We start from the raw sequence: 25725 nt of genomic DNA on the forward strand, positions 1-25725 counted from the left end.
CGCACCTCAGTTTCCGTACGCGCGCCGCCACTGCTCATGGCGCTCGCGCAGCACGACCTCCAGCCGCTCGGCCTCCTCCGGTGAGATGGCGAGCGGTTCGCCGAGCCCGGACCGGCCGCGGTGGTGGCCGGCCACCTGGTCCGTCGGCACCCACTCACCGCTGTGCGCCAGCACCTGCTCCGGGTCCCAGCCGCCGGAGCCACGCCGCCGGATGAGCGACCTCGCGCTCGTCAGGTCGAGCACGTCGCCGCCGGAGAACCACGCGAAGTAGTCGTACTGGCCGGACCACAACTGCTGCTGCCACGACTCACGCACCCGCCGCGCGAGATCACGGACGCCCGCCATGGCCTGCTCCCGCGGCACCTCCTGCAACCGCGCCAGGCGCAGCAGCGGCGGAGGTCCCCAGCACAGCTCGGAGGTGAACCGCTCCTCGACACCGTCGGGCCCCACCCGTGCCACGAACTGCGGCGAAGCCGGACGGGGCACGAACCAGCGGTACTCGACGTCCTCCCGCTCCCGTGCCACCAGCCGGGCCTCCCCCTCGGAGAGGTCGATGCGCGGACCACCGCCCAGGTGCCCCCAGACCCCTTCGAACAGGCGGTCGCGGCGCTCACCGTGACGTCGTTCCCGCATCTCCCCGACCATGTCGACCAGGAAGACCTCGGCCCACTCCGGGGAGACCTCCCAGACGTTCGGCGGCAGCTCACCACCGACACCCGCCAGGCCGTCGTCGGAACCCACCCACCGCAACGCGCGGGTGAAGGCCTGCTCGGTGCCGTCGTCGTCCAGGCGCACCACGGCCAAGGGACAGCGCGGCTGCGGCTCCTCGGCCGCGAACACGAAGTAGCGCAAAAGAAAACCTTCCCCCAGGAACGTCCTGGAGGAAGGTTATCCGGAATCTCGCGCAGGTCAGCCGGTGGGCTGGCCGACCTCGTACTCGCCGTCCTCGGTCTTGACGACGATCTTGACCTTCTTGTCCTTGCCGCCGACCTGCACCTTGCACTCGAACGAGGTGTTGGGCTTGACCTCGTTCTCACCCGTGCAGGTCGCGCTGCCGACGTCGGAGATCTTGTACTCGTCCTTGAGGATCTGGACGACGCCGTTCTGCACGGCGGTGTTGTCGAAGATCTTCTTCTTGAAGAACGCCGGCGCGCCGAACCCGGTGAACAGCACGCCACCGACGATCAGCACCACGACGACGGCGGCGACCCAGATGGCCGCGCTCGACTTCTTCTTCGGCGGCACCGGCGGGCCGTAGCCCGGCTGCTGGCCGTACGGGTTCGGCTGCTGCCCGTACTGCTGGGTCTGCTGGCCGTACGGGTCCTGAGCCGGGTTGCCGTACGGGTTCGACTGCGGAGCCCCCTGCGGCACGCCGTACTGCTGCGTCTGCTGCTGCGACGGGTCGAACCCGGGGTACGGCTGCTGCTGGCCCGGCTGGGGCTGCTGCGGCTGGCCGTAGGGGTTCTGAGCCGGGAAGCCGCCGGACGGGGTGCCGGGAGGGAAACCGCCACCGTAGGGCTGCTGCGGCTGTTGCGGCTGGCCCCAGGGCTGCTGCGGATCGTTCCCTCCGGACGGTCCGTACGGGCTGCTCATCTGTCGACCTCCGTGTGTACGACGTTGCGGCGCGATCCAACCACACCGTTGTGGTCAGTCTTTACTCCGACTCGCAAAACCTTTGTCAGGCGAACGTCACATCATCGCCACGACACCGCGCCGCAGCGCGTCGACCGCCTTGTCCGCCGCCGCACCGACCGGATCGCCCTTGCCGGACACGTCGCGGATCTGGTCCAGCAGGTCGATCACCTGGCGGCACCACCGCACGAAGTCGCCGGCACCGAGCTCGTTGCCACCGGCCTCGGCGGCGCTCAGCACCTTCTCCAGCGACTCGCCGCGCGCCCACCGGTACACCGGCCAGGCGAACCCGGGATCGGGCTGGCGGGTGATCCGCTCCAGCTTGAGGCGGCGCTCGTCGTCCTCGATCTCCGCCCACAGCCGCACGGTCGCGAGCATCGCGTCCGACACCGCACCCTGCGGCAGCCGCGCCTCGACCGGGCCGTCCCTGCGCGCCTCGTAGACCAGCGACGACACCACCGCCGCCAGCTCCTCGGGCTTGAGGCCCTTCCACACGCCACCGCGCAGGCACTCGGCGGCGAGCAGGTCCGACTCGCTGTAAAGCCTGGTCAGCCGCTTGCCGGCGGACGTCACCTCGTCGGCCTCGGACAGGTAGCCCCGCTCGCGCAGCAACGCCCTGATCCGGTCGAACTGCCTGGCCAGCGAGTGCGTGGTCGCCGCGACCTTGCGCTCCAGCTGCTCGGTCTCGGCGAGCAGCCGGTGGTAGCGCTCTCCCCACCGCGCGTGGTCCTCGCGCTGGTCGCAGCCGTGGCACGGGTGCGCGCGCAGAGCCCGGCGCAACGTCGCCAGCTCGGGGTCGTCGTCCGCGGTGGTCTTGCGCCGCCCGCGCGAGGGCACGGTGATGCCGGTGTTGCGGATCGTCGCCGCCAGGTCCCGCCGCGACTTCGGCGAGCGGACGTCCACCTGCCTGGGCAGCCGGACATGGCCCAGCACCTCGACCGGCGCCGGGAAGTCCGCCGAGGTCAGCCGGCCCGACCAGCGGTCCTCGGTGACCACCAGCGGCCGCGCCTCGCCCAGCGGCTCGAGGCCGGGGTCGATGACGACCGCGAGCCCGGAACGCCGGCCCGACGGCACCGCGATCACGTCACCCTTGCGCAACGTCTCCAGCGACTTCGCCGTCTCGATCCGCCGCGCGTTGGTGTTCTGCTTCGCGAGCTGCTTCTCCCGGTCCGCGACCCGCCTGCGCAGCCCCGCGTACTCCGCGAAGTCGCCCAGGTGGCACGTCATCGACTCGGAGTAGCCGCCCAGCGCCTCCTTGTTGCGGTCGATCCGGCGCGCCAGCCCGACCACCGACCGGTCGGCCTGGAACTGCGCGAACGACTGCTCCAGGATCTCGCGCGCGGCCGAGGCACCCAGCTGGGAGACCAGGTTCACGGCCATGTTGTAACCGGGACGGAACGACGAGCGCAGCGGGTACGTGCGGGTGGAGGCGAGCCCTCCGACCGCCTTCGGGTCGATGCCCGGCTGCCACACCACGACCGCGTGGCCCTCGACGTCGATGCCACGACGGCCCGCGCGGCCGGTCAGCTGCGTGTACTCGCCCGGCGTGAGGTCGACGTGCGCCTCGCCGTTGTACTTCACCAGCTTCTCGAGCACGACCGTGCGCGCCGGCATGTTGATGCCCAGCGCCAGCGTCTCGGTCGCGAACACGACCTTCACGAGACCCCGGACGAACAGCTCCTCGACGGTCTCCTTGAACGCCGGCAGCAACCCGGCGTGGTGCGACGCGATGCCCCGCTCCAGCGCCTCCCGCCACTCCCAGAACCCGAGCACCATCAGGTCGGCCTCTGGCAGGTCGCGGGTCTTCTCGTCGATGATCCGGCGGACCTGCTCGGTCTCCTCCGGCGTGTTGAGCCGCAGCCCGGCCCGCGCGGTCTGCGCGACCGCCGCGTCACACCCCGCCCGGCTGAACACGAACACGATCGCGGGCAGCAGCGACGCGTTGTCCAGCCGCTGGATCATGTCGATGCGCGACGGCGGCTTGAACCCGCTGTTGCGCGGCGGCCGCCCGCTGCCCGCGCCGCGGTTGCGGCCCCGGCTGAACGGCACGTGGTAGCGCGCCAGCTCCTCGGTCTTGCGCAGCACCTGCGAGTTGATCCGCGCGTGCGTCTCGTCGCCCTCGAACAGGTCCAGCATCTGGTTGTTCACCAGCATGTGCTGCCACAGCGGCACGGGACGGTGCTCGTCGACCACGACGGTGGTGTCCCCGCGCACCTCGACCAGCCACTCGCCGAACTCCTCGGCGTTGCTGACCGTCGCGGACAGACCGACCACCTGCACGTGCTCGGGCAGGTGCAGGATGACCTCTTCCCACACGGGACCGCGGAACCGGTCGGCGAGGTAGTGCACCTCGTCCATCACCACGTACGCGAGCCCGTCCAGTGTGGACGAACCCGAGTACAGCATGTTCCGCAGCACCTCGGTGGTCATGACGACCACGGGCGCACCACCGTTGATGCTCGTGTCGCCCGTCAGCAGGCCGATGCTCTTCGCCCCGTAGCGGGCGGTGAGGTCGGCGAACTTCTGGTTCGACAACGCCTTGATCGGGGTGGTGTAGAAGCACTTGCGGCCCTCGGTCAGCGCGAGGTGCACCGCGAACTCGCCCACGACGGTCTTGCCGGCACCCGTCGGGGCGCAGACGAGCACTCCGTGACCGTCCTCGAGGGCCTCGCAGGCCTGGCTCTGGAACGGGTCCAGCTCGAAGGAGATGACGGAGCGGAAGTCGGTCAGCTTGGGCCGCTCAGCGTTACGCCGTGACTGGGCGTAGGCCTCGGCCGGGGACCGCGAAGCACGTGACACCCCTTCAGGCTTTCACACACCACCGACAATTGCCGCCGAGGTAGATTAACTTCAGTCAACACTGAAGCAATGATGAACACTGCCTCCTGGCGCACGCGGGGTCCCCGCGTGCGCCAGGAGAGTGCGAAAGCTCCCCGCGTGCACTCAGAACGTGCGCTGGACGCGGTCCGCGACGAGCTTCACGAAGCGCGACGGGTCGGCCAGTTCGCCGCCCTCGGCCAGCAGCGCGAGCCCGTAGACGAGCTCGGCGGTGTCGGCCAGCGCGTCGCGTTCACCCGCGGCGAACGCCGTGTGCAGGCCCTCGACCAGCGGGTGGGACGGGTTCAGCTCCAGGATCCGCTTGATCTTCGGCAGCTCCTGCCCCATCGCCTTGTACATCTTCTCCAGCGTGGGGGTGATGTCGTGCGCGTCACCGACCACGCACGCCGGCGAGGTGGTCAGGCGCGAGGAGAGCCGGACCTCCTTGACGTTGTCCTCCAGCAGCCCCTGCAGCCACGTGAGCAGGTCGCCGAACTCCTCGGCCTTCGCCGCGGCCGCCGACTTCTCCTCCTCCGTCTCCAGGTCCACCTGCCCCTTGGCGACGGACTGGAACGGCTTGCCGTCGAAGCTCGGCACCGAGTCCGGCCACATCTCGTCGATGCCGTCGGTGAGGATGAGCACCTCGTAACCCTTGGCGCGCAACGCCTCCATGTGCGGCGAGTTCTCCACGGCGACGCGGGACTCACCGTTCATGAAATAGATGTGCTCCTGGCCGTCCTTCATCCGCGAGACGTAGTCGGCCAGCGTGGTCGGCGCCTCCGGGTCGTTCGTCGAGGCGAACGAGCAGATCTCGAGGATCGCGTCGCGGTTGTCGGGGTCGGCGAGCAGGCCCTCCTTGAGCGCCGCCCCGACCTCGCGCCACAGCTTCGCGTAGTCGTCGGGACGGTTGCCCTGCAGCGCCTTGATCGAGGACAGCACCTTCTTCACGAGCCGGCGCCGCATCAGCTGGATCTGGCGGTCCTGCTGCAGGATCTCGCGCGAGACGTTCAGCGACAGGTCCGCCGCGTCGACGACACCCTTCACGAACCGCAGGTACTCGGGCATGAGCTCGGCGCAGTCGTCCATGATGAACACGCGCTTGACGTAGAGCTGCACGCCGCGCCTGGCGTCGCGCATGAACAGGTCCATCGGCGCCTGCGAGGGCAGGAACAGCAGCGCCTGGTACTCGAACGTGCCCTCCGCCTGCATGCGGATGGTCTCGAGCGGCGCGTTCCAGTCGTGGCTGATGTGCCGGTAGAACTCGGCGTACTCCTCGTCGGTCACCTCGGAGGCCGGGCGCGCCCACAGGGCCTTGCGGGAGTTGATCTCCTCGCCGCCCAGGCGCACCGGCCAGGTGATGAAGTCGGAGTAGCGCTTGACGATCTCGCGGATCTTGGCCGGCTCGGTGTAGTCCGGCAGCTGGTCCTCGTCGTCGGACGGCTTCAGGTGCAACGTGACCGACGTGCCCTGCGGCGCGTCGTCGACCTCGTCGATCGTGTAGGTGCTCTCGCCGGTCGACTCCCAGCGCACGCCCTTCTCGGCGTGCGGGTGCCGCGTCACCAGGGTGACCTTGTCGGCGACCATGAACGACGAGTAGAAGCCGATGCCGAACTGGCCGATCAGGTCCGAGGCGTTGCCCGACTGCTGTTCCTTGAGCTTGCTCAGGAACTCGGCGGTGCCGGACTTCGCGATCGTGCCGATCAGGCGGACGACGTCCTCGCGGGTCATGCCGATGCCGTTGTCGCGCACCGTCAGCGTGCGCTCGGCGGGGTCGGACTCGATGACGATGTGCAGGTCGTCGGTGTCGACGACCATGTCCTTGTCGCGGAACGACTCCAGCCGGAGCTTGTCCAGCGCGTCGGAGGCGTTCGACACCAGCTCGCGCAGGAACGTGTCCTTGTTCGAGTAGATCGAGTGGATCATCAGCTGCAGCAGCTGGCGCGCCTCGGACTGGAACTCCAGGGTTTCCATACATCCCTACCGAAAGATCAAACCGGATCGGACAACCCACTAATTTAGCGGCCCACGACTGTGAGAGCGCCTGGAACCGTCTTGACCGAGACGGGCAGCGCCTCCTGGCGTTCGCCGTCGGCGTAAGCGACCCAGCCGTCGCCACCGGACAACGACACCTCACGCGCGCGGAACGTGCGCACGGCCGGATGGTCGGTGTGGGTGCCTGTGCGCAGAGTCGGCAGCATCCGCATGAGCATCGAACGGCTCGCGTGCTCCACGACGGTCACGTCGAACAGGCCGTCGTTCGCGTCGGCCTGCGGGCACACGGGGATGCCGCCGCCGTAGTTCGGCGTGTTGCCCACGGCCACCAGGGTGGCGTCCAGCGAGAACGACTCGGACTCCGTCGTGACCAGCAGCGGAGCCGATCTCAACGACGCCAGCTCGGCGAGGATCGCCAGGTCGTAGCGGCGTGGACCGGCGGGCCAGCGCATTGCGTTCGCCCGTTCGTTCACCGCGGAGTCGAAACCGGCGCACAGGACCGTGGCGAACCACTGGCCCGTGGAGAGCTGTCCGAGGTCGAGGGTTTTCCTCGTGCCGTTGACGACGTCCTCGACCGAGTGCGAGCCGATGGCGTTGGCCAGGTCGTTGCCGGTGCCCGCGGGCACGATGCCGAGCGCCGTGGACGTGCCCGCGCACGCCTGGACGCCCAGGTGGGCGGCTCCGTCGCCGCCGAGCACGACCAGCAGGTCCAGCCCGTCCGCGACGGCCGCACGGGCCAGCGAGAGGGTTCCCGTGGCGTCGTGGGCGACGAGCTGGCGCAGTTCGGAGACGTGTGGGCGCAACGCCGCGGCGGTCGACCCGGCGATCCGGGCCGCCCGCCCCTTGCCCGACGCGGGGCAGACCAGCAAAGCCGCCCGCGTCACGTGGCGTCGTCGTAGTTCACGCGCTTCGGCTGCTCCGAAGCGGTCGCCTTCTCACCGGGCATGTCGCCGTCGGTGTCGGACGGCGTGTAGTCGAACGGCGCGGCCTGGTTGTCGTCCAGCGCGTCCCAGCCCTCGGCGGCGCGCAGCTTGGCCTTGCGCCTGTCGTGGATGCGGGCGAACTGGATCGCCATCTCGAACAGCAGCGACAGCGCGATCGCCAGCACCACCATCGAGATCGGGTCGGTGCCCGGCGTCGCGATCGCGGCGAACACGAACAGGCCCATCAACAGGCCGCGCCGCCACTTCGCCAGCCGCTCGTAGGACACCACGCCCGCGCGGTTGAGCATCACCACCACCAGCGGCAGCAGGAAGCTCACGCCGAAGATGAACAGCATGGTGATCACGAAGTTGATGTACTTGCTACCCGTGAGCGCCGTGGTCCAGTTGCCGCTGCCGAAACCGAGCAGCACCTTCAGACCCTCGGGCACCACCAGGTAGGCGAGCACCGCACCGGCGCAGAACAGCAGCGCGCCGACACCGACGAACACCCGCGCGAAGTTGCGTTCCTTCACGTACAGGCCGGGCGTGATGAACGCCCAGATCTGGTACAGCCAGGCCGGGCTGAGCAGGACCGCGCCCGCCGCCGTGCCGACCTGCAGCTCGACCAGGAAGATCTCGAACGGCTCGGTCTGCAGCAGCGCGCAGCGGCCGTCCTTGGTGATGTCGGCGCGGTACGGCGCCAGCTCGGGCTGGCAGTACGGCCCCGTCAGGATGTCACCCAGCGACGGGATCGGGCCGAGCCGCGTCTGGAACCAGATGAAGCCGAAGATCGCACCGAGGGCGATGATCAGCATCGCGAGGCCGAGGCGGTACCTCAGCTCGTAGAGGTGCTCTTTGAGCGACATCGTGCCGTCGGGGTTGCCCCGACGGCGCTTGCCGCGTTCCCGGCGTTCGGCGAACCACCGGAACGGACCTGCCACCTCGCCAACCGTCCCTTACAAGTCTGCGACCGGAAGGTCAGTTGGCCTTGTTCTGCGCGGTCTGCTCGATGGGCGGCGCGACCTGCGGCTGCTGCTGCACCGGCGCCTGCTGCACCGGCGCCTGCTGCACCGGCGCCTGCTGCACGGGCTGCTGCTGCACGGGCGCCTGCTGCACCGGCATCTGCGGCTGGGCCGGCGGGAGCTGCTGGACCGGCTGCTGCACGGGCTGCTGCGGCTGGGCCACCGCGTCGTCCGAGGAGTCGGAGTCGCGCAGGCCCTTGGTCTCGGCCTTGAAGATCTTCGCCGACCTGCCGAGCGACCGGGCCATGTCAGGAAGCTTCTTCGCACCGAACAGCAGGATGATCACCACTGCGATGATGATCAGCTCGGTGGGTCCGAGATTAGGCATTGCTGGTCCTCCTGTCTGCCCCGCGACGTCGATCGTACGCGGGGTTTGCCCTGGTGCGGGCCTGTCCTGAAGTCCGCCGCCCGGCGATGGCCACCTTCAGCGCGGCTGAGCGCGCCTTGAGCAGGCCAACGCCGTCACCGAACCTGTCCCCCACCAGAGTGCGTGTGCTGGCGAATCGACGCAAGGATCGGATGACTCGAACCCCGATCAGCACCAGCAGGACGAGGCCGAGCGCGATCAGCGCCAGGGTCGGTGTGTACGGCACGACCACACGTTATACGGCTTAGGTGGACAGCAGGTGATCTGCCCGGCGCAATGCCTGCTCCGCCCGCCGGACCACCTCGGCCGCGAGCTCGGCCGGCTGCTCGACGTGCACGTCACCGCCGAGCCCGAGGAGCAGGCGGACCATCCAGGACGGGTCGTCGTAGCGCATGAGAACCCGCGTGCGGCCGTCCGTCTGCTCCGCCACGTGGTCCACCGGGTAGTACTCCGCGACCCAGTGCGCGTCCGGTTCGAGAAGAAGGACCGCGATCTTCTGGTTGTCCCTCGGCTGGAACAACCCCTCCGACGTATCGGTGAGCTTGGCGTGCGGTGGCGGCACGCTCGGCTCGTCCAGCACCTCGACCTCGTCGATGCGGTCGAGCCGGAACAGCCGCACGCCGAGCGCCGAGCGGCACCACGCTTCGAGGTAACCGCGGCCTTCCAGCAGCAGCAACCGCATCGGGTCGACGACACGGTCGCTCATCGCGTCGTGCGACTGCGAGTAGTAGCGGATGCGCACGGCCCGTTCGCGCTTCACGGCGTCCTGCACGGCCGCCCGGATCTCGGCGGTCTCCTCGCGCTCGAACGCCCCGAGCCCCACGACCATGCCCGCCGGCTGCGCCTTGCCGACCGCCGACTCGATCTTGGCCAGCGCCCGCCGCACCGCGTCGGTGTCGACCACACCAGGTGTGTCCGCGAGCGCGCGCAACGCCACGAGCAGCGACGACGCCTCGGCCGCGGTGAGCCGCAGCGGCCGGTTCATGCCCGCGTCGAAGCTGACGGTGATCGTCTCGCCCTCGAAGCTCAGGTCGATCAGGTCACCCGGCCCGTAGCCGGGCAGCCCGCACATCCACAGCAGCTCGAGGTCCTTGCGCAGCTGCTTCGGCGTGATCCCGAAGTCGGCCGCGGCCTCCTTGACGGTGATCGCCGGCCGGTTGAGCAGGTACGGCACGAGTGCGAGCAGCCGCGGCAGCCGTTCGTTCGACGCGGTCACCGCGCTCCTTCCAGTGCACCCTGCAGCCGGTCCCGGACGCTCTTGGCGAGCACCTCGGGTTCCAGCACGACGACGTCGGGCCCGAACCCGGCCAGCCACTTGGCCGCCGAGTCGGGGAACTTCAGGTCGATCTCGACGACGTCGCCGCCGTCGCGTTCCTCGACCACCTTCGCGTGCCTGCGCACGCCCTGAGCCCGGTCCTTGGCGACCCAGATCCTGGCGGGCGCGGTCTGGTGCGGGTCGGCCTGGGTGCGCGCGATGAGGCTCATCAGGTCCGTGCCCTCGGGCACCGTGAACGCGCCGGGCTTGCCCACGGCCTTGACCTGCCCGACCACCCGGGAGAGCCGGAAGCAGCGGGTGTCCCCGCGCTCGCGGTCCCAGCCGACGAGGTACCACTTGCCGCGCCAGGCGACCACGCCCCACGGCTCGACCGTGCGCTGGTTCTGCCCGCCCGGCGGCGGCTTGCGGTAGCCGAACGTGACCGCCTGCCCGGCCTGCACGGCCTGCAGCAGCGGCGGGAACGCCGGTTCGTTGGCCCTGACCTTGGGTTCCACGGCGGCCGGCGCGTCCTGGTCGACGTCCACCCCGGCCGCCCGCAGCTTGATCAACGCCCCGTGCACCGCGCCCGTGAGCTGCGGCGAGTCCCACAACCGGGCGGCGAGCGCCACCGCGGCGGCCTCGTCGGGCTCCAGGTCGATGTCGCCGAGCTCGTAGTCGCGGCGGGCGATCCGGTACCCGTCCTCCGCCCCCTCTGCGTTGGACTGCCTGCCCACCTCCAGCGGCACGCCGAGGTCCCGCAGCTCGGACTTGTCGCGTTCGAACATGCGGAAGAACGCCTCGTCCGTCGGCGCTTCGTGATAGCCGGGGACGATGGCGCGGATGCGCTCCGCTGTCAGGTACTGACGAGTCGACAGCAGGCACAGCACCAGGTTGACGAGGCGTTCGGCGCGTGCGATGGCCACGGCAGTAACCCTAACCGCGCGCGCGTAGAAACCTAATCACCACCTGTCGTCAACGGTCCATTCAGCTCATGTGGCCGTTCTCAGAGCAGGGTGCGCAACTCCCGCACGAGCTCATCAGGCGCTTCCTCGGCCACGTGGTGCCCGGACTCGATGGGACGCACACGGACGTCATCGGCCCATTCGCTCCAGATGCCGGGCAGGTCGTCGTAGAGCTCGCCCAGGTCGTCCTTCGTCGACCACAACGCCAGCACCGGACACGCGATCTTGCGCCCGTTCGCCAGGTCCTCGTCGTCGTGCGCGCGGTCGACCTCCAGCCCGGCCCGGTAGTCACCGCACATCGCGTGGACCGTGTCGCGGTCGTTGATGGCGCGCTGGTAGTCCGCCCAGTTCTCCACGCCCATGACCGCCGGCGTGTCCCGGTACCGCCCGCCGTACCAGAGCCCGGGGTCCTGGCTGATCATCGCCGCCGCCAGGTCCTGCTGCGCCAGGAAGAACCAGTGGTACCAGGCCTTCGCGAACCGCGCGTCGGCCCGCGCCAGGTGCGCCCCGATCGGCAGCCCGTCGAGCACCGCCAGCCGCGTGACGCGGTCCGGGTGGTCGAGCGCGAGCCTGATCGCGGCCGCCGCACCCCGGTCGTGCCCGACCACCGCGAACCGCTCGTGCCCCAGCTCGTCCATGAGCTTGACGAAGTCCCGCGCCATCGCCCGCTTCGAGTAGTCGCCCGGCTTGCTCGACTCGCCGTACCCGCGCAGGTCAGGACACACCACCATGTGGTCCGTCGCCAGCAGCGGCGCAACTCGGTGCCAGGTCGTGTGCGTGCGGGGATGCCCGTGCAGCAGGAGGACCGGCGGCCCTGCACCACCGGTCCTCACCCGCAGCACTGCCTCACCGACGTCGATGCGGCGCAACGAGAATCCCTCGAACACCTGCACTGGTTGCCCGGCAGGCGTGAAGCGGAAACTAAATCCGCCCCACTCGTCCCTTCTCCCCCGCCGCCCAGCACGTGTGCCCGGCGCAGTCCACGGTGTCGAAGCTCCCGGTGTCCGCCACCCGCCAGCTCTTGCCGTCCTTGCTCACGTCCGTCCCCGACGGGCCGACCGCCACCAGCCCGTTGCCCCGGTAGGCGATCCCCGACCGGTAGCCCACCGGAGCTTTGGTGCCGGCCACCCAGCCCTTTTTGTCGTAGGTCGCGAACGCGGGCGTCGGATCCGTCGGCTTCAGGTAGTCACCCCCGATCGCCACACCCCGCCACGGCGTCTTGAACGCCACCGCGAACACCCCGGCCGCCTCCCCTGACGGCAACGGCACCTCACTCGCCCGCCACGACCGGCCGCCGTCCCTCGACTCCAGCACCCGTGCCTTCGCGCCGCCGCCGGTCGCGATCCACGCGTGGTTCCCGCTCGTCGTCACACACTGCCCACTGGCCGCGAACGCGAACTCCCCCGGCAACGCCTCCGGCATCCCCTTGGTGTCGTCGACGTGCCACGACCTGCCGCCGTCCCACGTCCGGAGCACCCGGAACTTCCCGTCGACCGGATCGCTCAACGCCAGCCCGCGGAACCGGTCGAAGAAGGCCACGCAGTCGTAGAACGCCTTCGGGTCGGTGTTGCGGAACTCCTCGTGCCAGGACTTCCCGCCATCCGAGGTCCGGTAGATCCGCGACGCCTCCCCTTCACCGATCGACAACGCCACCGCGTTGCGCGCGTCGAAGGCCTCGATGTCGCGGAAGTCCAGCGTGGCGGTGTCCGGCGGCGCCACGGACTCCCACGACCGCCCACCGTTCGTGGTGCGCAGGACGGTGCCCTTCGAGCCGCTGACCCACGCGACCTGCCCGTTGACGGCGGACAACCCACGCAGCCGCGCGTCCGTCCCAGTCGGTTTGAGCTCCCAGTAGCCCTCCGAGGCCGCCGCGACCCCAGGCAGAACCAGAAAAGCGGCGAGTGCCGCCGCGATGATCCTCATGCCGACACTCTCGCCGAGCACGGGAGCGCTTCCTACCCGCCGATCGGCGTGATGCGGCTGAACGGGTGACCCCGTGCGTCGTTGCGGCACGACAGCACCCCGGCCGAACGAAGATCTCCCCATGCCGGACAGCGACCAGCGCCATCTGATCGGAGTTGACACGCCGCGGCGCTCGCTCGGTGAGATCGCGCAACAGCACCCGTGGTGGACTGCCGCGAGCGAACACCTGGACGGGTACCGAAAGCTGCGGTCCGCTGTGCTGGCGGTGGTCCACCGGCTCGCCGGGCGGTGGGAGGACGACCGGATCTCCCAGCCGTGGCACGACCCCGCGTTCGCCGAGCGGTTCACGACCCGCGTCCGCTGGGTCACCGAACGTCTCCTCACGCCGGCGAACCTCCGCCTGTCCGAGGTCGAAACGGCCCTGCTGGTGGTGTTCCCCTACCTGCACCAGGCGTTCTGGGCACAGCAGGCGGCAACCGCGCTGCGCGGCACCGATCCCGCGACCGCGGCCTTCACACCGGAAGGCGACCTGCGCGACTTCAGCGCGTTCGTGGCCGAGCACGGCACGTTGCACCGCCGGGGCACCCGTGCCTTCGCCGCCGGCGAGCCTGCCGCGCACAGCATCGCGTGGTGGCTGTTTCACCAGTGGCTCGTGCGCAGGCCGGAGAGCTACCGCACAGAAGACCTGGCCGCCCTCCTGCCCGCGCAGCTGCCCGAGCCACTGCGCTCGGTGCTGGACCCCGAGCGGCTGCTGGAGCTGATGCGGGTGGTTCAGATCGATCCCGCGTTCCTGCGCCGCGCCGACCGCGGGACGACGTTGCGGAGCGTCGCGCACATCGCGAGCAGCAGCGAGTTCGAGGAAGACCTGCGCGAGCAGCTCCTCGGGTACCTCCTGGTGTTCGCCTACCGCACGGCGATCGACCCGATGGTGCTGCCGCGCGACATCTTCATCCACCTCGGCATCGACGACGGGGTCGTCCCGCGGGAGGTGCTGGCTTCGATCAGCAGAGCCAGCTGGCGCGGTACCCGCACCCGTGCGCTCACCGCCGTGTGCACCCACCCCGCCACAGCACTCGCGTTGCGCGAACAGGCCGGCTCGGTCGACGCACTGCTCATCGAGATCGGCCTGGCCGCCGAAGAGTCCGACTCCCTCCGCTCCGCGCTGGAGGGGATGCCCGTGCACGCCACGGCCGGCGGCGTCGCGATGGCCGCGGGCGGTGAACCCGGCCACGCGCCGGTCGCGCTGGGGCACCGGTTCCGCCTCGCCGACGACCGGATCCAGGACCTGCTGATGGGTGAGCAGCTCTACGGCACCCCTGAGCTGGCCGTCCGCGAGCTCTACCAGAACGCGCTCGACGCGTGCCGCTACCGCCGGGCGCGGACCGCCTACCTGCGCAAGACCGGCGCCGACCTGCCGCACTGGGAAGGCGAGATCGACTTCCGCCAGCACGTGGTCGACGGCCGTCCCGTCCTCGACTGCACGGACAACGGCATCGGAATGGGCGACCGCGAACTGGTCGACGTGTTCGCACGCGCGGGGATCAAGTTCACCGACCTGCCCGAGTACGTCGAGGAGAAGGCGCTCTGGACCACCGAGGGCATCGAGTCGTTCCCCAACAGCAAGTTCGGCGTGGGTGTGCTCAGCTACTTCATGCTGGCCGACGAGATCACGGTGACGACCTGCCGGCTCGACCGCGCCGGCCGCCCCGGACGGCTGCTCGAGGCGCACATCGCCGGGCCGGAAGCGTTGTTCCGGGTGCGCGATCTCGGGCCAGGCACACAGGCGGGCACCGTCACGCGCCTGCACCTGCGGTCACCGGAGCCCACCAGGCCGTTGCGGTGCACCGAGCTGTTGCGCCGGGTGCTGTGGGTCAGTGAGTTCCGGGTGACGTCGCAGGACAGGAGCGGTGAGCAGATCTGGTTGCCCGACCAGCTGTCCACCATGGCACCGATCGGCACCGACGACGCACTCGAGCAGGGCGCGCGCCGAAAAGCGAATCTGGTCCTTCCCACGCCGAACGGCAGAGTCTGGTGGTGCGACACCACAGGCGCGGTGCTCGCCGACGGCATATGGGCGGGCACGACGACGTTCGGCGCGGTCGTGAACCTCAGCGGCCACGACGCGCCGAGGCTGACCGTTGACCGCAGGAAGATCATCGACCTCGACCGCCCGCTTGTTCAGCGGCTCCTCATGGACGCGATTCCGACGTTGCTGCAGGCTTCACCTTCGCCCCTGTCCCACGGCTGGCTGGCGAACATCCTCGACGACGACGATGCCGACGACAACAACAATGCGCGGCTGGCCGACGAGATCTGTGAACGCGCGATCGAGGCGAGGTACCGGCCGTGGCGGATCGGTGGGATCGAAATGCCGATCGAGGTCGTCGGCTGTTTCTCCGAGGACGCGGCGATGCTGGCCGGCAGCGGACAGAACTTCCCGACCTGGAGCGCCCGCACCAGGCGCTGGAGGCTGGCGGCTTGGCTGCGTGCCAACGCAGGACCGGGAGATGCGACGGATGACGTCGTGCCGGCACGACCTTCGGACAAGCTGCTGATCAACGAGCTGAGAGACGAGGCGCCGCACCTCGGCGAAGTGCTCGCGGCGGCGTTCAGGATGGAGCGAACTCCAGCGGAGGTCGTGGCAAGAGCGGCTGAGCTGGACTACCCGGTCGGCGAGCTCGGCGTGCTGCCGGCCGAAGCGAGGAAGACCGACAGGCACCTGCTCGACACGTCCATGCAGCCAGACGGCCGGTACTTGCGAGCGGAGGAGGACGTACCGCACGACCACGTCATCACCGCAGCAGCGGAGACCGGGTTGTCACCTCAAGCCGTGACCACACGCCTGCACGAGCTGGGCTACCGGGTGCCCACCGCCGACCGGTTGCCCACCGAGGTGCACCCGTCCGACGACATACTGGTCAACCCGTTGTTCTGGGGCGATCCGATCTCGCTCGGCGAACCGGTGCCCGTCCCGTCCGTCATGGTCGCCGCCGCCAGGACCGGCAAGACGCCCGCGGAGGTGGCCCGTCGTCTCCGCGAGCTCGGATACGAGCCTCCCGGTCCGGACGAGCTGCCTCCGCACACCGACGGGCGGGATCAGGTCGTGTTCGTCGGACGGAGGTGGCCGAACGGCGAGTTCGTCGAGGATCCGGTTCCGCTGCTGCACATCGTGCTCTCCGCAATCGAGAGCGGGCAGTCACCGGCCCAGGTCGCGGCCAGGCTCGCCGCCGCAGGCTTCGAGGTGCCACCCACCTCCGACCTGCCGGTCCTCACCGAGTCGGACGTCAGCCTCACCCGTGTCCACGACCCGACAACGCTGTTCAAGAGCGTGCACCACGATGAGGTGACCGATCTGGGGCACGTGCTCGCCGTCGCGTTCAAGTCGGGGCGACCGCCCCGACTCGTCGCCCGGCGGCTGGCTGAGCTCGGCTACACCCCTCCGGCCGCTGCCGCGGTCCCGGCGTCGGTCAGGGCGGACGACCTGGTGCTCGCCTGCACGACGATCGGTGCCGACCACGAGTACGAGCGGAAGGCCAAGTACCGCCCGTGGCTGCCCACCGGTCAGCGGATCTCGTTCCAGCGCGTGCTGATCGCGGCGGCCAAGACCGGTCGCACGCCGGGCGACGTCGCCGGACGGCTGGGCGAACTCGGCTTCGAGGTGCCCCAGGCCAACTGGGCCGAGAGCGAGGTCACGCCGCACGACCTGGTCCTGCTCAGTCACGCCCTGAACGGCAAACCGCCCTGGCTGGACGCCGACGACCCGGCTCTGGTCCGCACAGACCTGACGGTTCCGGTCGGACACGTGCTCGCGGCGGCGGCCGAGCTCGGCAAGCCTCCGCAGGACGTGGCGGAGCGACTGCGCCGGCTCGGCCTGCGCACCGAGCAAGCGGAGCTGCCCGCGAAGGTGGGTCCGCTCGACGCGCGACTGCTGGTCCGTCAACCTGCAGCCTGGTCGCGAAAGGACGGTCGGGATCACGAGTTCCAGCGAGTCGGCACGTCCACGCCCGCCGACGTGCAACACCTGCTGTTCGCGGCGGGGACGACCGGGTTGCCCCCGGCGGAGGTGGCGATGCGGCTGGTCGGTCTGGGAGTTCCGGTCGTGGCCGGGGACCGGTTGCCGAGCTCGGTCGACGAGATCGATCTGAGGCTGTTGCGGCACAGGTGGGACGCGGAGCCCTACCAGGCGTTCGACACCAGCTTCCCGCGAGCCCAGGTGCTGCCGGCGGCGTACCACACCCGCCTGACCCCCGGTGAGGTCATCAACCGCTTGGAACGGCTCGGGTTCACCCTCGACACGTGACGGGGCGACGAGTTCGCGAAGAAGCCCGCCGCCCTGTCACCAGAAGTCCTACAGCGACGAAATGAGCCTTTCCACGCGCTCGTCCACCGCCCGGAACGGGTCCTTGCACAGCACCGTCCGCTGCGCCTGGTCGTTCAGCTTCAGGTGCACCCAGTCGACGGTGAAGTCCCGCCCGGCCGCCTGCGCCGCCGCGATGAAGTCACCGCGCAGCTTGGCGCGGGTCGTCTGCGGCGGGGTGTCCTTCGCGGCCTCGATCTCGCCGTCGTCGGTCACCCGTTCGACCTGGCCCTTGCGCTGCAGCAGGTCGAACACGCCGCGGCCGCGCCGGATGTCGTGGTAGGCGAGGTCGAGCTGGGCGATGCGCGGGTTGGAGAGGTCCATGTTGTGCTTGGCCATGTACCGCTCCATCAGGCGGTTCTTGATGGCCCAGTCGATCTCGCGGTCGATCTTCGAGAGGTCCTGCGACTCGACGGCGTCGAGCGTGCGGCCCCACAGTTCGAGGACGCGCTGCGCCATCGGGTCCGGGGAGCGCTTGGCGACGTGTTCGACGGCCTTCTCGTAGTACTCGCGCTGGATGTCGAGCGCGGAGGCTTCCTTGCCGCCGGCCAGGCGGACGGTGCGGCGGCCCGTCAGGTCGTGGGAGATCTCGCGGATGGCGCGGATCGGGTTGTCCAGGGAGAAGTCGCGGAACTGGACGCCCTGTTCGATCATCTCCAGCACCAGGTTGGCGCTGCCGACCTTGAGCAGCGTGGTGACCTCGGACATGTTCGAGTCGCCGACGATGACGTGCAGGCGCCGGTAGCGTTCGGCGTCGGCGTGGGGCTCGTCGCGGGTGTTGATGATCGGGCGGGAGCGGGTGGTCGCGGAGGACACGCCCTCCCAGATGTGCTCGGCGCGCTGGGAGAGGCAGTACACGGCGCCGCGCGGGGTCTGCAGGACCTTGCCCGCACCGCAGATCAGCTGGCGCGTGACCAGGAAGGGCAGCAGGACGTCGGCGATGCGGGAGAACTCGCCGGCGCGCGCGACCAGGTAGTTCTCGTGGCAGCCGTAGGAGTTGCCGGCCGAGTCGGTGTTGTTCTTGAACAGGAAGATGTCGCCGCCGATGCCCTCGTCGGCCAGTCGGCGTTCCGCGTCGACGAGCAGGTCCTCGAGGATCCGCTCGCCCGCCTTGTCGTGCGTGACCAGCTGGGCCAGGTCGTCGCATTCGGCCGTGGCGTACTCCGGGTGCGAGCCGACGTCCAGGTAGAGCCGTGAGCCGTTGCGCAGGAAGACGTTGGACGAGCGTCCCCAGGAGACGACCCGGCGGAACAAGTACCGCGCGACCTCGTCCGGGGACAGACGACGCTGCCCGTGGAAGGTGCAGGTCACCCCGAATTCTGTCTCAATGCCGAAGATCCGCCGCTGCATCCCTCAACAGTAGGCGACTCGCAGGCGGAGCAGGGTGATCCGTTCGGGCGGCGCGCCGGTTGCGGTTTAGTGTCGGAGGCGTGTGGAAACGAGTCAGCGCGCTCGACAAGAAGCTCATGAGCTCCTCCGCCAACCTGCCTCCGAGCAGGCTCGACAGGGGTTTGAAGCGACTCTCGAAAGCCGCCAACCACAGCGTGCTGTGGTTCGTCATCGCAGGCATTCTGGCAACGGGCAAAGGCCCCTTGCGACGAGGTGCGCTGAGGGGGCTCGCGGCCATCGCCGGGGCTTCTACCAGCGCGAACCTGGTCGGCAAGTCGTTGTTCCCGCGACGCAGGCCCGCCGCGGACCTGCTCGCGCTCGACCGCAGGCTGTCACGCCGGCCGACGTCCTCGTCGTTCCCCTCGGGGCACGCCGCGTCGGCCGCCGCTTTCGCCACGGCGGTGGCGCTGGAATCGCCCGGAGCGGGCGCTGTGATGGCTCCGATCGCGGCCGCCGTGGCTTACTCACGCGTGCACACGGGCGTTCACTGGCCGACCGATGTGGCGGCCGGTGCGGCGGTGGGCGTGGGTGCCGCGTATCTCACGCGCCGGTGGTGGCCCATCGGGATGCACGAGCCCGCCTCCGCCTACGAGCACGCCGACCTGACGCCGTTGCAGGAGGGCGACGGCCTGGTCGTGGTGGTGAACCCGAACTCGGGGCTCGGGCCCGACCCGACGCCGCAGATCATCGAGGAATGGCCGAAAGCGCAGGTCGTGGGCATCGAGAAGCTCGACTCGCTGCCGGACGCGAAGGCGCTCGGCGTGGCGGGCGGCGACGGCACGGTGGCCGCGGTGGCCTCGATCGCCGCCGAACACGACCTGCCGATGGTGCTCGTCCCGTCCGGCACGTTGAACCACTTCGCACGCGACGTCGGCATCACCGGTCTGCACGACACGGCGCAGGCGGTCGCGGACGGCGTCGGCGTGCGGGTGGACCTCGCGCAGGTCAACGACCAGTGGTTCGTCAACACGGCGTCGCTGGGCGGCTACCCGGACATGGTGCGGCTGCGGGAGAAGCTGGAGAAGCGCTGGGGCAAGTGGCCTGCGGCCGGGATGGCGCTGTTCCGCGTGCTGCAGCGCGCCAAGCCGCTGGACATCACCATCGACGGCGAGAAGCACCTCGTGTGGCTGCTGTTCGTGGGCAACGGGCCGTACCGGCCGAAGGGGTTCGCGCCCACGATGCGCCCGCGGCTGGACGACGGTCTGCTCGACGTCCGGTACGTCCGGGCGGACCGGAGGTACTCGCGCACGAGGTTCTTCCTGGGTGCACTGCTCGGGGCCCTCGAACACTCGCGCATGTACAAGCACTTCGAGGTCGCCTCGTTGGACGTCGAGGTGCACGGGGCGCCGATCTCGATCGCGACCGACGGTGAGGTGCGCGAGCGGGCCAACCACTTCAAGTTCCGTTCGCGGGCGGCAGCTCTCGGCATCTACCGGCCGTAGCAAGTGTTCGACATTGTCGAACGGTCGCAGCTAGAGTGGCGTGCGTGCCCGGACCCATTCAGTCCATCCAGCGCGCGGCGGAGGTCCTCAAGCTGCTCGCCCACGGCGGCGCGCACCAGCTGAGCGTCGCCGAGATCTCCCGTGCCCTCGACCTGGCGAAGCCGACGGTGCACGGGATCCTGCGGACGTTGCACGAGGTCGGGTTCGTGGAGCAGGAGGTCGAGGGCGGCAAGTACCGCCTGGGGGCCGCGCTGTTCCAGATCGGCACGTCGTACCTCGACGGCAACGAGCTGCGCGCCAAGGCGTTGAACTGGTCGGACACGCTGGCGATGCGGGCGCGCGAGGCGGTGCGCATCGGCGTGCTGCACGGCAGGCACGTGCTCGTCGTGCACCACGTGTTCCGGCCGGACAACAGCCGGCAGGCGCTCGACACCGGTGCGCTGCTGCCGTGGCACGCCACCGCGCTGGGCAAGGTGCTGGTGGCGTTCGGCGAGCGGCCGGACGGCGAGCTGCAGCGGTTCACCCGGCACACGCTGGACGAGGCCGGTCTGGAGGCCGCGCTGGACGTGGTCCGGTCCCTCGACTGGGGCTACGACCTGCACGAGCTCGTCGAGGGCGAGGCGTCGATCGCGGCGCCGATCAGGGACCGCCGCGGTGTCGTCGTGGGCGCGGTCGGCGTGTCCGGGCCGGTCGAGCGGCTTTGCGAGGCGCCGGACCGGCCACCACGCCTGGAGCTCGTGTCGTACGTGCGTGAGGCAGCTCGCAGTGTCTCCAGGGAGCTGGGCGGCCTCTCCTGGTAGTAATGTGGACAGCGTTCGACAATGTCGAACGGTTCACACAGAGGAGTGTGCACGGTGGCTTACCTCGCGGCGATCGACCAAGGCACGACGTCGTCCCGGTGCATCGTGTTCGACCCCTCCGGCGGGATCGTGTCGGTCGCCCAGCGCGAGCACCGGCAGATCTTCCCGAAGCCGAGCTGGGTGGAGCACGACGCGACCGAGATCTGGACGAACGTGCAGTCGGTGGTGCGCGACGCGCTGGCGCAGTCCTCTCTCTCGTACGCCGACATCGCCGCGTTCGGCATCACGAACCAACGCGAGACGACGGTCGTCTGGGACCGCGCGACCGGCGAGCCCGTGCACAACGCGATCGTCTGGCAGGACACGCGCACCGACGCGTTGATCAAGACTTTCGGCTCCCAGGACCGGTTCCGCGAGCGCTCCGGCCTGCCACTCGCGACCTACTTCTCCGGCCCGAAGCTGCGCTGGCTGCTCGACAACGTGCCCGGCCTGCGTGAGCGGGCGGCGCGGGGCGAGGTGCTGTTCGGCACGATGGACACGTGGCTGATCTGGAACATGACCGGCCGCCACGTCACCGACGTGACGAACGCGTCGCGCACCATGCTGATGAACCTGGAGACCCTGGACTGGGACCCGGAGCTGGTGTCCGCGATGGACGTCCCGGTGTCGATGCTGCCGGAGATCCGCTCGTCGTCCGAGGTCTACGGCTCGTTCGAGGGCGTGCCGGTCGCGTCCGCACTGGGTGACCAGCAGGCGGCGCTGTTCGGGCAGACGTGCTTCGAGCCCGGCGAGGGCAAGTGCACGTACGGGACCGGGGCGTTCCTGCTGGTCAACACGGGCGCCACGCCGGTGCGTTCGGCCAATGGCCTGCTGACGACCGTGGCTTACAAAATCGGCTCCGAGCCCGCGGCGTACGCGCTGGAGGGCGCGGTCGCGGTGACCGGCGCGCTGGTGCAGTGGTTCCGCGACAAGATCGGGCTGATCTCGTCGGCGGCGGAGATCGAGACGCTGGCGCGCACGGTGGACGACAACGGCGGCGCGTACTTCGTGCCGGCGTTCTCCGGCTTGTTCGCGCCGCATTGGCGTTCCGACGCGCGCGGTGTCATCGCCGGGCTGACGGGCTACATCTCGCGCGGGCACCTCGCACGCGCCGTGCTCGAAGCTTCCGCGTGGCAGACGCGTGAGGTCGTGGACGCGATGAACGCGGATTCCGGTGTGGACCTCACGACGTTGCGCGTCGACGGCGGTATGACGGCGAACAACCTGCTCATGCAGTTCTTGGCGGACGTGCTCGACGTGCCCGTGGTGCGCCCGATCGTCGCGGAGACGACATGCCTCGGCGCGGCATACGCGGCCGGTCTCGCGGTGGGCTACTGGGCGGGCACCGACGAGCTGAGGGCCAACTGGCACAAGGCGGCCGAATGGGAGCCGTCGATGGAACCGGCAGCGCGCGCACGCGGCTACCGGAAGTGGAAGAAGGCGGTCGAGCGGACCGTCGGGTGGATGGACGAGGACGATGACTGAGCTCATTTCAAGCCAGCGGGCACGCTCACGCGAAGAGTTGGGGCGTGGAAAGTTCGACGTCGTGGTGATCGGCGGCGGCATCCTGGGCATCGCCACGACGTGGGCCGCGGCCCGTTCCGGCCTGCGCGTCGCCCTGGTGGAGAGCGGCGACTTCGCCGGCGCCACCTCGTCGGCCTCCTCCAAGCTCGTGCACGGCGGCCTGCGCTACCTCGCCATGGGCCCGTCGGCCGTGCCGATGGTGCACGAGAACCACAAGGAACGGCGTGCGCTGGGCGACCACCTGGCCCCGCACCTGGTGCGCCCGCTGCCGTTCCTCGTCCCCGTCTACAAGGGCGGCCCGCACAGCCGGTTCGTGCTGGGTGCGGGCGTCACGTTGTACTCCGCGCTGTCGGGCTTCGGCGACGGCATGGGGAAGGTGCTGTCGGCGCGCAGGGCTGCGGAGTGGGTGCCTGACCTGCGCGCCGACGGTTTGCGCGGTGCCGCGATGTACTACGACCACCAGATGAACGACAGCCGCGTGGCGATCACCGCCGCCCGCGCCGCCGCCGAGGCCGGTGCCGTGCTGCTCAACCACATCTTGGTCGTGGGCCTGCGCAAGACCGGTTCGAAGGTCACGGGTGTCGACCTGCGCGACTCGCTCGGCGAGTTCGGGGTGGACGCTCGTGTGGTCGTCAACGCGACCGGTCCGTGGCTGGACGTGCTGCGGCGCATGGAGGACCCGGCCGCCGATCCGTCGATCCGCCTGTCCAAGGGCTCGCACCTGGTGCTGAGGCAGACGTCGGAGTGGAAGGCCGCGCTGACGATCCCCGTCGACGACGTGCGCGTGTCGTTCGCGATCCCGTGGGAGGGCCACCTCCTGCTCGGCACCACCGACGAGGCCTACGACGGCGACCCGGCCGCGGTCGCCTGCACGGACGCCGACGTCGACCAGATCCTCGGCGAGGCGGGCACCGCCGTCACCGGCCTCGACCGCTCCCGCATCGCGTACACGTTCGCGGGCCTGCGCGTCCTGCCCGGTGGCCCCGGCGACACCTCGCACGCCAAGCGGGAAACGGTGATCACCGCGGGCTCCGGCGGCATGATCAGCGTGGCCGGCGGCAAGTGGACGACGTTCCGCAAGATCGGCGCCACCGTCCTGGCCAGGGTGAACTCCGAGCTCGGCCGCACCTTCGACGGCCCGCTCGACGGCGTGGCGCTGCCCGGCTCCGCGTCGCCGGAGACCGTCGGCTCGGTGCTGAACCACGCCTTCGCCGCACTGCCCGACGACGTGGTCCGCCACCTCGCCACCCACTACGGCACCACGTCGCACGAGGTCGTCGCGCTCGGTCTGGAGAACCCGGCGCTGCTGGAGCGCGTGCACCCCGACGGCCCGGACATCTGGGCGCAGGTCGAGCACGCCCGCCGCACCGAGTGGGCCACCGAGGTCGACGACGTCCTGCGCCGCCGCACCACCGTGATGGTCCGCGGGCTCGACTCGCCGGAGGTCCGCACGCGGGTGTCGGAACTGCTCGCTTCGTAGAGCGCCACGGCGCGTTCCACGAGGTACTCGGCCAGGTCGGGTTCCGAGTGGAACGCGCCGCGAGCTCCACGCGGGTCAGCGGTAGGGGTCGGTGATCTCGCCGAGCATCTCCAAGGCCTCGCGCAGCTGGGTCATGCGGCGCTTGCCGATGTGCTGTTCCCACTCCGCCTCGATCCTGGCCATCTCCGCGTCCGCGACGGGAACGGCCTCCTCCGCCTTGGCGGTCACGCGCACGAGCCGCGCCCTGCCGTCGGTGGGGTCGGGCACGCGTTCGACGTAGCCGGCCTTCTCCAGCTGGTCGACGAGGAACCCGGCGGTCTGCTTGGTCACCTGGGCGGCCTCCGCGAGCTCGGTGAGCCGCGTCCCGTCCGGCCCGACCCGCATGAGCACCCGCGCCTGCGCCTGGGTGATGTCGAACCCCGCGGCCGTGACGGCGGCCAGGATGCGGTTCTCCACCTCGCGGCTCGGGATGAAGAGCAGCAGACCGATGTTCACTCGACAAGCCCCCTTGTTCTAGTCAGATTCTCTGACTAAAGTAGTCAGTTGATCGAACTAAATCAAGAGGAGACCGTGATGGACGAGACCCGGATGTGGCAGACGGTCGACGCCGAGCGCGCGGCGACCGCCGACCTGCTCGCCGGCCTGACCGAGGCGGAGTGGTCCTGCCCGTCGCTGTGCGAGGGCTGGACCGTGCGCGAGGTCGCGGCCCACCTGTCCCTCGGCCCGCGCGTGGGGGTCGGCGCGGTCCTGGTCGCGTTCGTCAAGGCGCGCGGCAGCTTCAACCGCATGGTCGACCAGACCTCACGCGCCGAGGCCCGCAGACCGACCGGCGAGCTCGTCGCGGAACTGCGCGGCATCGTCGGCAACCACAGGCTCGCACCCGGCCAGACGCTCAAGAACGCCTTGATGGACTCCATGGTCCACGCGCAGGACATCGCCCTGCCGCTGGGCGTCGAGCGCCACATGCCGGTCGACGCCGCCGTCGTCGCGGCGGACGACCTGTGGCGCATCGGTTTCCCGTTCCACGCCCGCCGGCGCCTGGCCGGTCACCGGCTGGTCGCCACCGACACCGACTGGTCCGCCGGCGAGGGCGCCGAGATCAGCGGGCCGATCGAGGCGCTGGTGATGTTGCTGGCCGGACGGACCGCCACCATCCCGCGGCTCACCGGCATCACGGCATAGCCCGGACCATCCGGCGGCACACGTAGACGCGCTCGAACCGTTGGCGCAGCTCGGCTTCGCGTTCGATGCGGGCGTGCAGGAACGCGCCGGCAGGCACCAGGCCGTGCCGCGCGGAGACCGCGGTCCCGACCTCCTCCGCCGACGCGTGCACGTGGAGGTAGCGCGAGGTCTCGACAAAACCGTTGCGCGCGTACCACTTCAGAGCCGACGGGTCAGACCGCGTCCAGGCCTCGACCTCGGTCACACCGCAGCGTTCAAGGCGGCGCAGTGCCTCGTCGAGCAACGCCGTGGCGATGCCGCGGCCCCGGCAGTCCGGATGCACCACGACCAGGTCGACGGTGGCCGACGAACCCGGCACCGAGACGTCGATGGCCCCGATGACGACGTTGTCGGAGCGGACGACGAGCTCCAGGTCCGCGCGTCTGCGGACCGGCCACACGTCGTCGTAGTAGCTCGTGTCCAGCAGGCCGAGCACGCGGCAGCGCAACCACGACACCTCGTCGGCCGGTTCGTAGTCCCGGACCGCCACACGCGGCTTCGGCTTGGCCTTGGGCGTGGGCTCGGCAGGCGCCCCCAGCAACCTCACCCCTCCAGGCTCCCCGACGACGGGCCCGATCGC

21 protein-coding genes are annotated in these 25725 nt (G+C 70.0%); 6 read left to right on the forward strand and 15 right to left on the reverse strand.

Going from position 1 to position 25725, the window contains the following annotated elements:
• Positions 1-6: 6 nt before the first annotated feature.
• From BBK82_RS45110 to BBK82_RS45160, 12 genes are all read right to left on the reverse strand, one after another.
• Positions 7-852 carry a hypothetical protein gene (locus BBK82_RS45110; RefSeq protein WP_065920388.1) on the reverse strand — a complete coding sequence of 282 codons (846 nt, stop codon included), beginning with the start codon at positions 850-852 and terminating at the stop codon, positions 7-9.
• A 57-nt stretch (positions 853-909) separates the two neighbouring features.
• Positions 910-1593, reverse strand: a complete 684-nt coding sequence (locus BBK82_RS45115) for a DUF4333 domain-containing protein (protein WP_065920389.1) — start codon at positions 1591-1593, stop codon at positions 910-912.
• A 96-nt stretch (positions 1594-1689) separates the two neighbouring features.
• Positions 1690-4431, reverse strand: coding sequence for a DEAD/DEAH box helicase (locus tag BBK82_RS45120; RefSeq protein WP_065920390.1), 2742 nt, complete (start codon positions 4429-4431; stop codon positions 1690-1692).
• A 144-nt stretch (positions 4432-4575) separates the two neighbouring features.
• Positions 4576-6420: a molecular chaperone HtpG gene (gene htpG, locus BBK82_RS45125; RefSeq protein ID WP_065920391.1), complete on the reverse strand. Its 1845-nt coding sequence runs from the start codon at positions 6418-6420 to the stop codon at positions 4576-4578.
• 44 nt (positions 6421-6464) lie between these two features.
• Complete coding sequence (locus BBK82_RS45130) at positions 6465-7325, reverse strand: diacylglycerol/lipid kinase family protein (RefSeq protein WP_065920392.1); 861 nt, start codon at positions 7323-7325, stop codon at positions 6465-6467.
• Positions 7322-8230, reverse strand: a complete 909-nt coding sequence (tatC, locus tag BBK82_RS45135) for a twin-arginine translocase subunit TatC (protein WP_083269004.1) — start codon at positions 8228-8230, stop codon at positions 7322-7324. The genes BBK82_RS45130 and tatC overlap by 4 nt, the downstream gene beginning before the upstream one ends.
• Positions 8231-8342: 112 nt before the next feature.
• Positions 8343-8714: a Sec-independent protein translocase subunit TatA gene (tatA, locus tag BBK82_RS45140; RefSeq protein ID WP_065920394.1), complete on the reverse strand. Its 372-nt coding sequence runs from the start codon at positions 8712-8714 to the stop codon at positions 8343-8345.
• Positions 8707-8979 carry a bacteriophage holin gene (locus tag BBK82_RS49505; RefSeq protein ID WP_170068078.1) on the reverse strand — a complete coding sequence of 91 codons (273 nt, stop codon included), beginning with the start codon at positions 8977-8979 and terminating at the stop codon, positions 8707-8709. Before BBK82_RS49505 ends, tatA begins: the two co-directional genes overlap by 8 nt.
• An 18-nt stretch (positions 8980-8997) precedes the next feature.
• A complete protein-coding gene (locus BBK82_RS45145; RefSeq protein ID WP_065920395.1) occupies positions 8998-9969 on the reverse strand; it encodes a helix-turn-helix transcriptional regulator in 972 nt (323 codons plus the stop codon).
• A complete protein-coding gene (locus BBK82_RS45150) occupies positions 9966-10931 on the reverse strand; it encodes a helix-turn-helix transcriptional regulator (protein WP_065920396.1) in 966 nt (321 codons plus the stop codon). The genes BBK82_RS45145 and BBK82_RS45150 overlap by 4 nt, the downstream gene beginning before the upstream one ends.
• Positions 10932-11011: 80 nt before the next feature.
• Positions 11012-11857: an alpha/beta fold hydrolase gene (locus BBK82_RS45155; protein WP_065921879.1), complete on the reverse strand. Its 846-nt coding sequence runs from the start codon at positions 11855-11857 to the stop codon at positions 11012-11014.
• A 34-nt stretch (positions 11858-11891) separates the two neighbouring features.
• Complete coding sequence (locus BBK82_RS45160) at positions 11892-12893, reverse strand: YCF48-related protein (RefSeq protein WP_065921880.1); 1002 nt, start codon at positions 12891-12893, stop codon at positions 11892-11894.
• A gap of 121 nt (positions 12894-13014) precedes the next feature.
• On the opposite strand from BBK82_RS45160, the gene BBK82_RS45165 reads away from it, so the two are divergent.
• The gene (locus tag BBK82_RS45165; protein WP_065920397.1) at positions 13015-17193 is read left to right on the forward strand and encodes a wHTH domain-containing protein; all 4179 of its coding nucleotides are present in this window, start codon (positions 13015-13017) and stop codon (positions 17191-17193) included.
• Between the two features lie 48 nt (positions 17194-17241).
• Here the strand turns inward: BBK82_RS45165 and pafA are convergent, their stop codons facing one another.
• On the reverse strand, positions 17242-18600 hold the full coding sequence (gene pafA, locus BBK82_RS45170) for a Pup--protein ligase (protein WP_065920398.1): 1359 nt from the start codon (positions 18598-18600) through the stop codon (positions 17242-17244).
• Positions 18601-18716: 116 nt separating this feature from the next.
• Here pafA and BBK82_RS45175 point away from each other — a divergent pair, with 116 nt between their 5' ends.
• From BBK82_RS45175 to BBK82_RS45190, 4 genes are read left to right on the forward strand one after another with little or no spacing between them, the layout of a single operon-like run.
• A complete protein-coding gene (locus tag BBK82_RS45175; RefSeq protein ID WP_065921881.1) occupies positions 18717-20081 on the forward strand; it encodes a bifunctional phosphatase PAP2/diacylglycerol kinase family protein in 1365 nt (454 codons plus the stop codon).
• 44 nt (positions 20082-20125) lie between these two features.
• A complete protein-coding gene (locus BBK82_RS45180; protein ID WP_065921882.1) occupies positions 20126-20881 on the forward strand; it encodes an IclR family transcriptional regulator in 756 nt (251 codons plus the stop codon).
• Between the two features lie 54 nt (positions 20882-20935).
• The gene (glpK, locus tag BBK82_RS45185) at positions 20936-22405 is read left to right on the forward strand and encodes a glycerol kinase GlpK (RefSeq protein ID WP_237047940.1); all 1470 of its coding nucleotides are present in this window, start codon (positions 20936-20938) and stop codon (positions 22403-22405) included.
• 37 nt (positions 22406-22442) lie between these two features.
• Complete coding sequence (locus BBK82_RS45190; RefSeq protein WP_237047941.1) at positions 22443-23924, forward strand: glycerol-3-phosphate dehydrogenase/oxidase; 1482 nt, start codon at positions 22443-22445, stop codon at positions 23922-23924.
• Positions 23925-23999: 75 nt separating this feature from the next.
• On the opposite strand, the gene BBK82_RS45195 is transcribed toward BBK82_RS45190, so the two are convergent.
• Positions 24000-24419, reverse strand: coding sequence for a MarR family winged helix-turn-helix transcriptional regulator (locus BBK82_RS45195; protein WP_065920401.1), 420 nt, complete (start codon positions 24417-24419; stop codon positions 24000-24002).
• Between the two features lie 78 nt (positions 24420-24497).
• Between BBK82_RS45195 and BBK82_RS45200 the strand changes: the two genes are divergently transcribed.
• Positions 24498-25106 (forward strand): maleylpyruvate isomerase family mycothiol-dependent enzyme, encoded by a 609-nt coding sequence (locus BBK82_RS45200; RefSeq protein WP_065920402.1) that lies wholly within the window; start codon positions 24498-24500, stop codon positions 25104-25106.
• On the opposite strand, the gene BBK82_RS45205 is transcribed toward BBK82_RS45200, so the two are convergent.
• Entirely contained in the window at positions 25096-25692 is a 597-nt protein-coding gene (locus BBK82_RS45205) for a GNAT family N-acetyltransferase (protein ID WP_218920547.1), read from the reverse strand. The genes BBK82_RS45200 and BBK82_RS45205 overlap by 11 nt on opposite strands.
• Positions 25693-25725 lie beyond the last annotated feature (33 nt).

The organism is Lentzea guizhouensis (assembly GCF_001701025.1).
Classification (GTDB): domain Bacteria; phylum Actinomycetota; class Actinomycetes; order Mycobacteriales; family Pseudonocardiaceae; genus Lentzea; species Lentzea guizhouensis.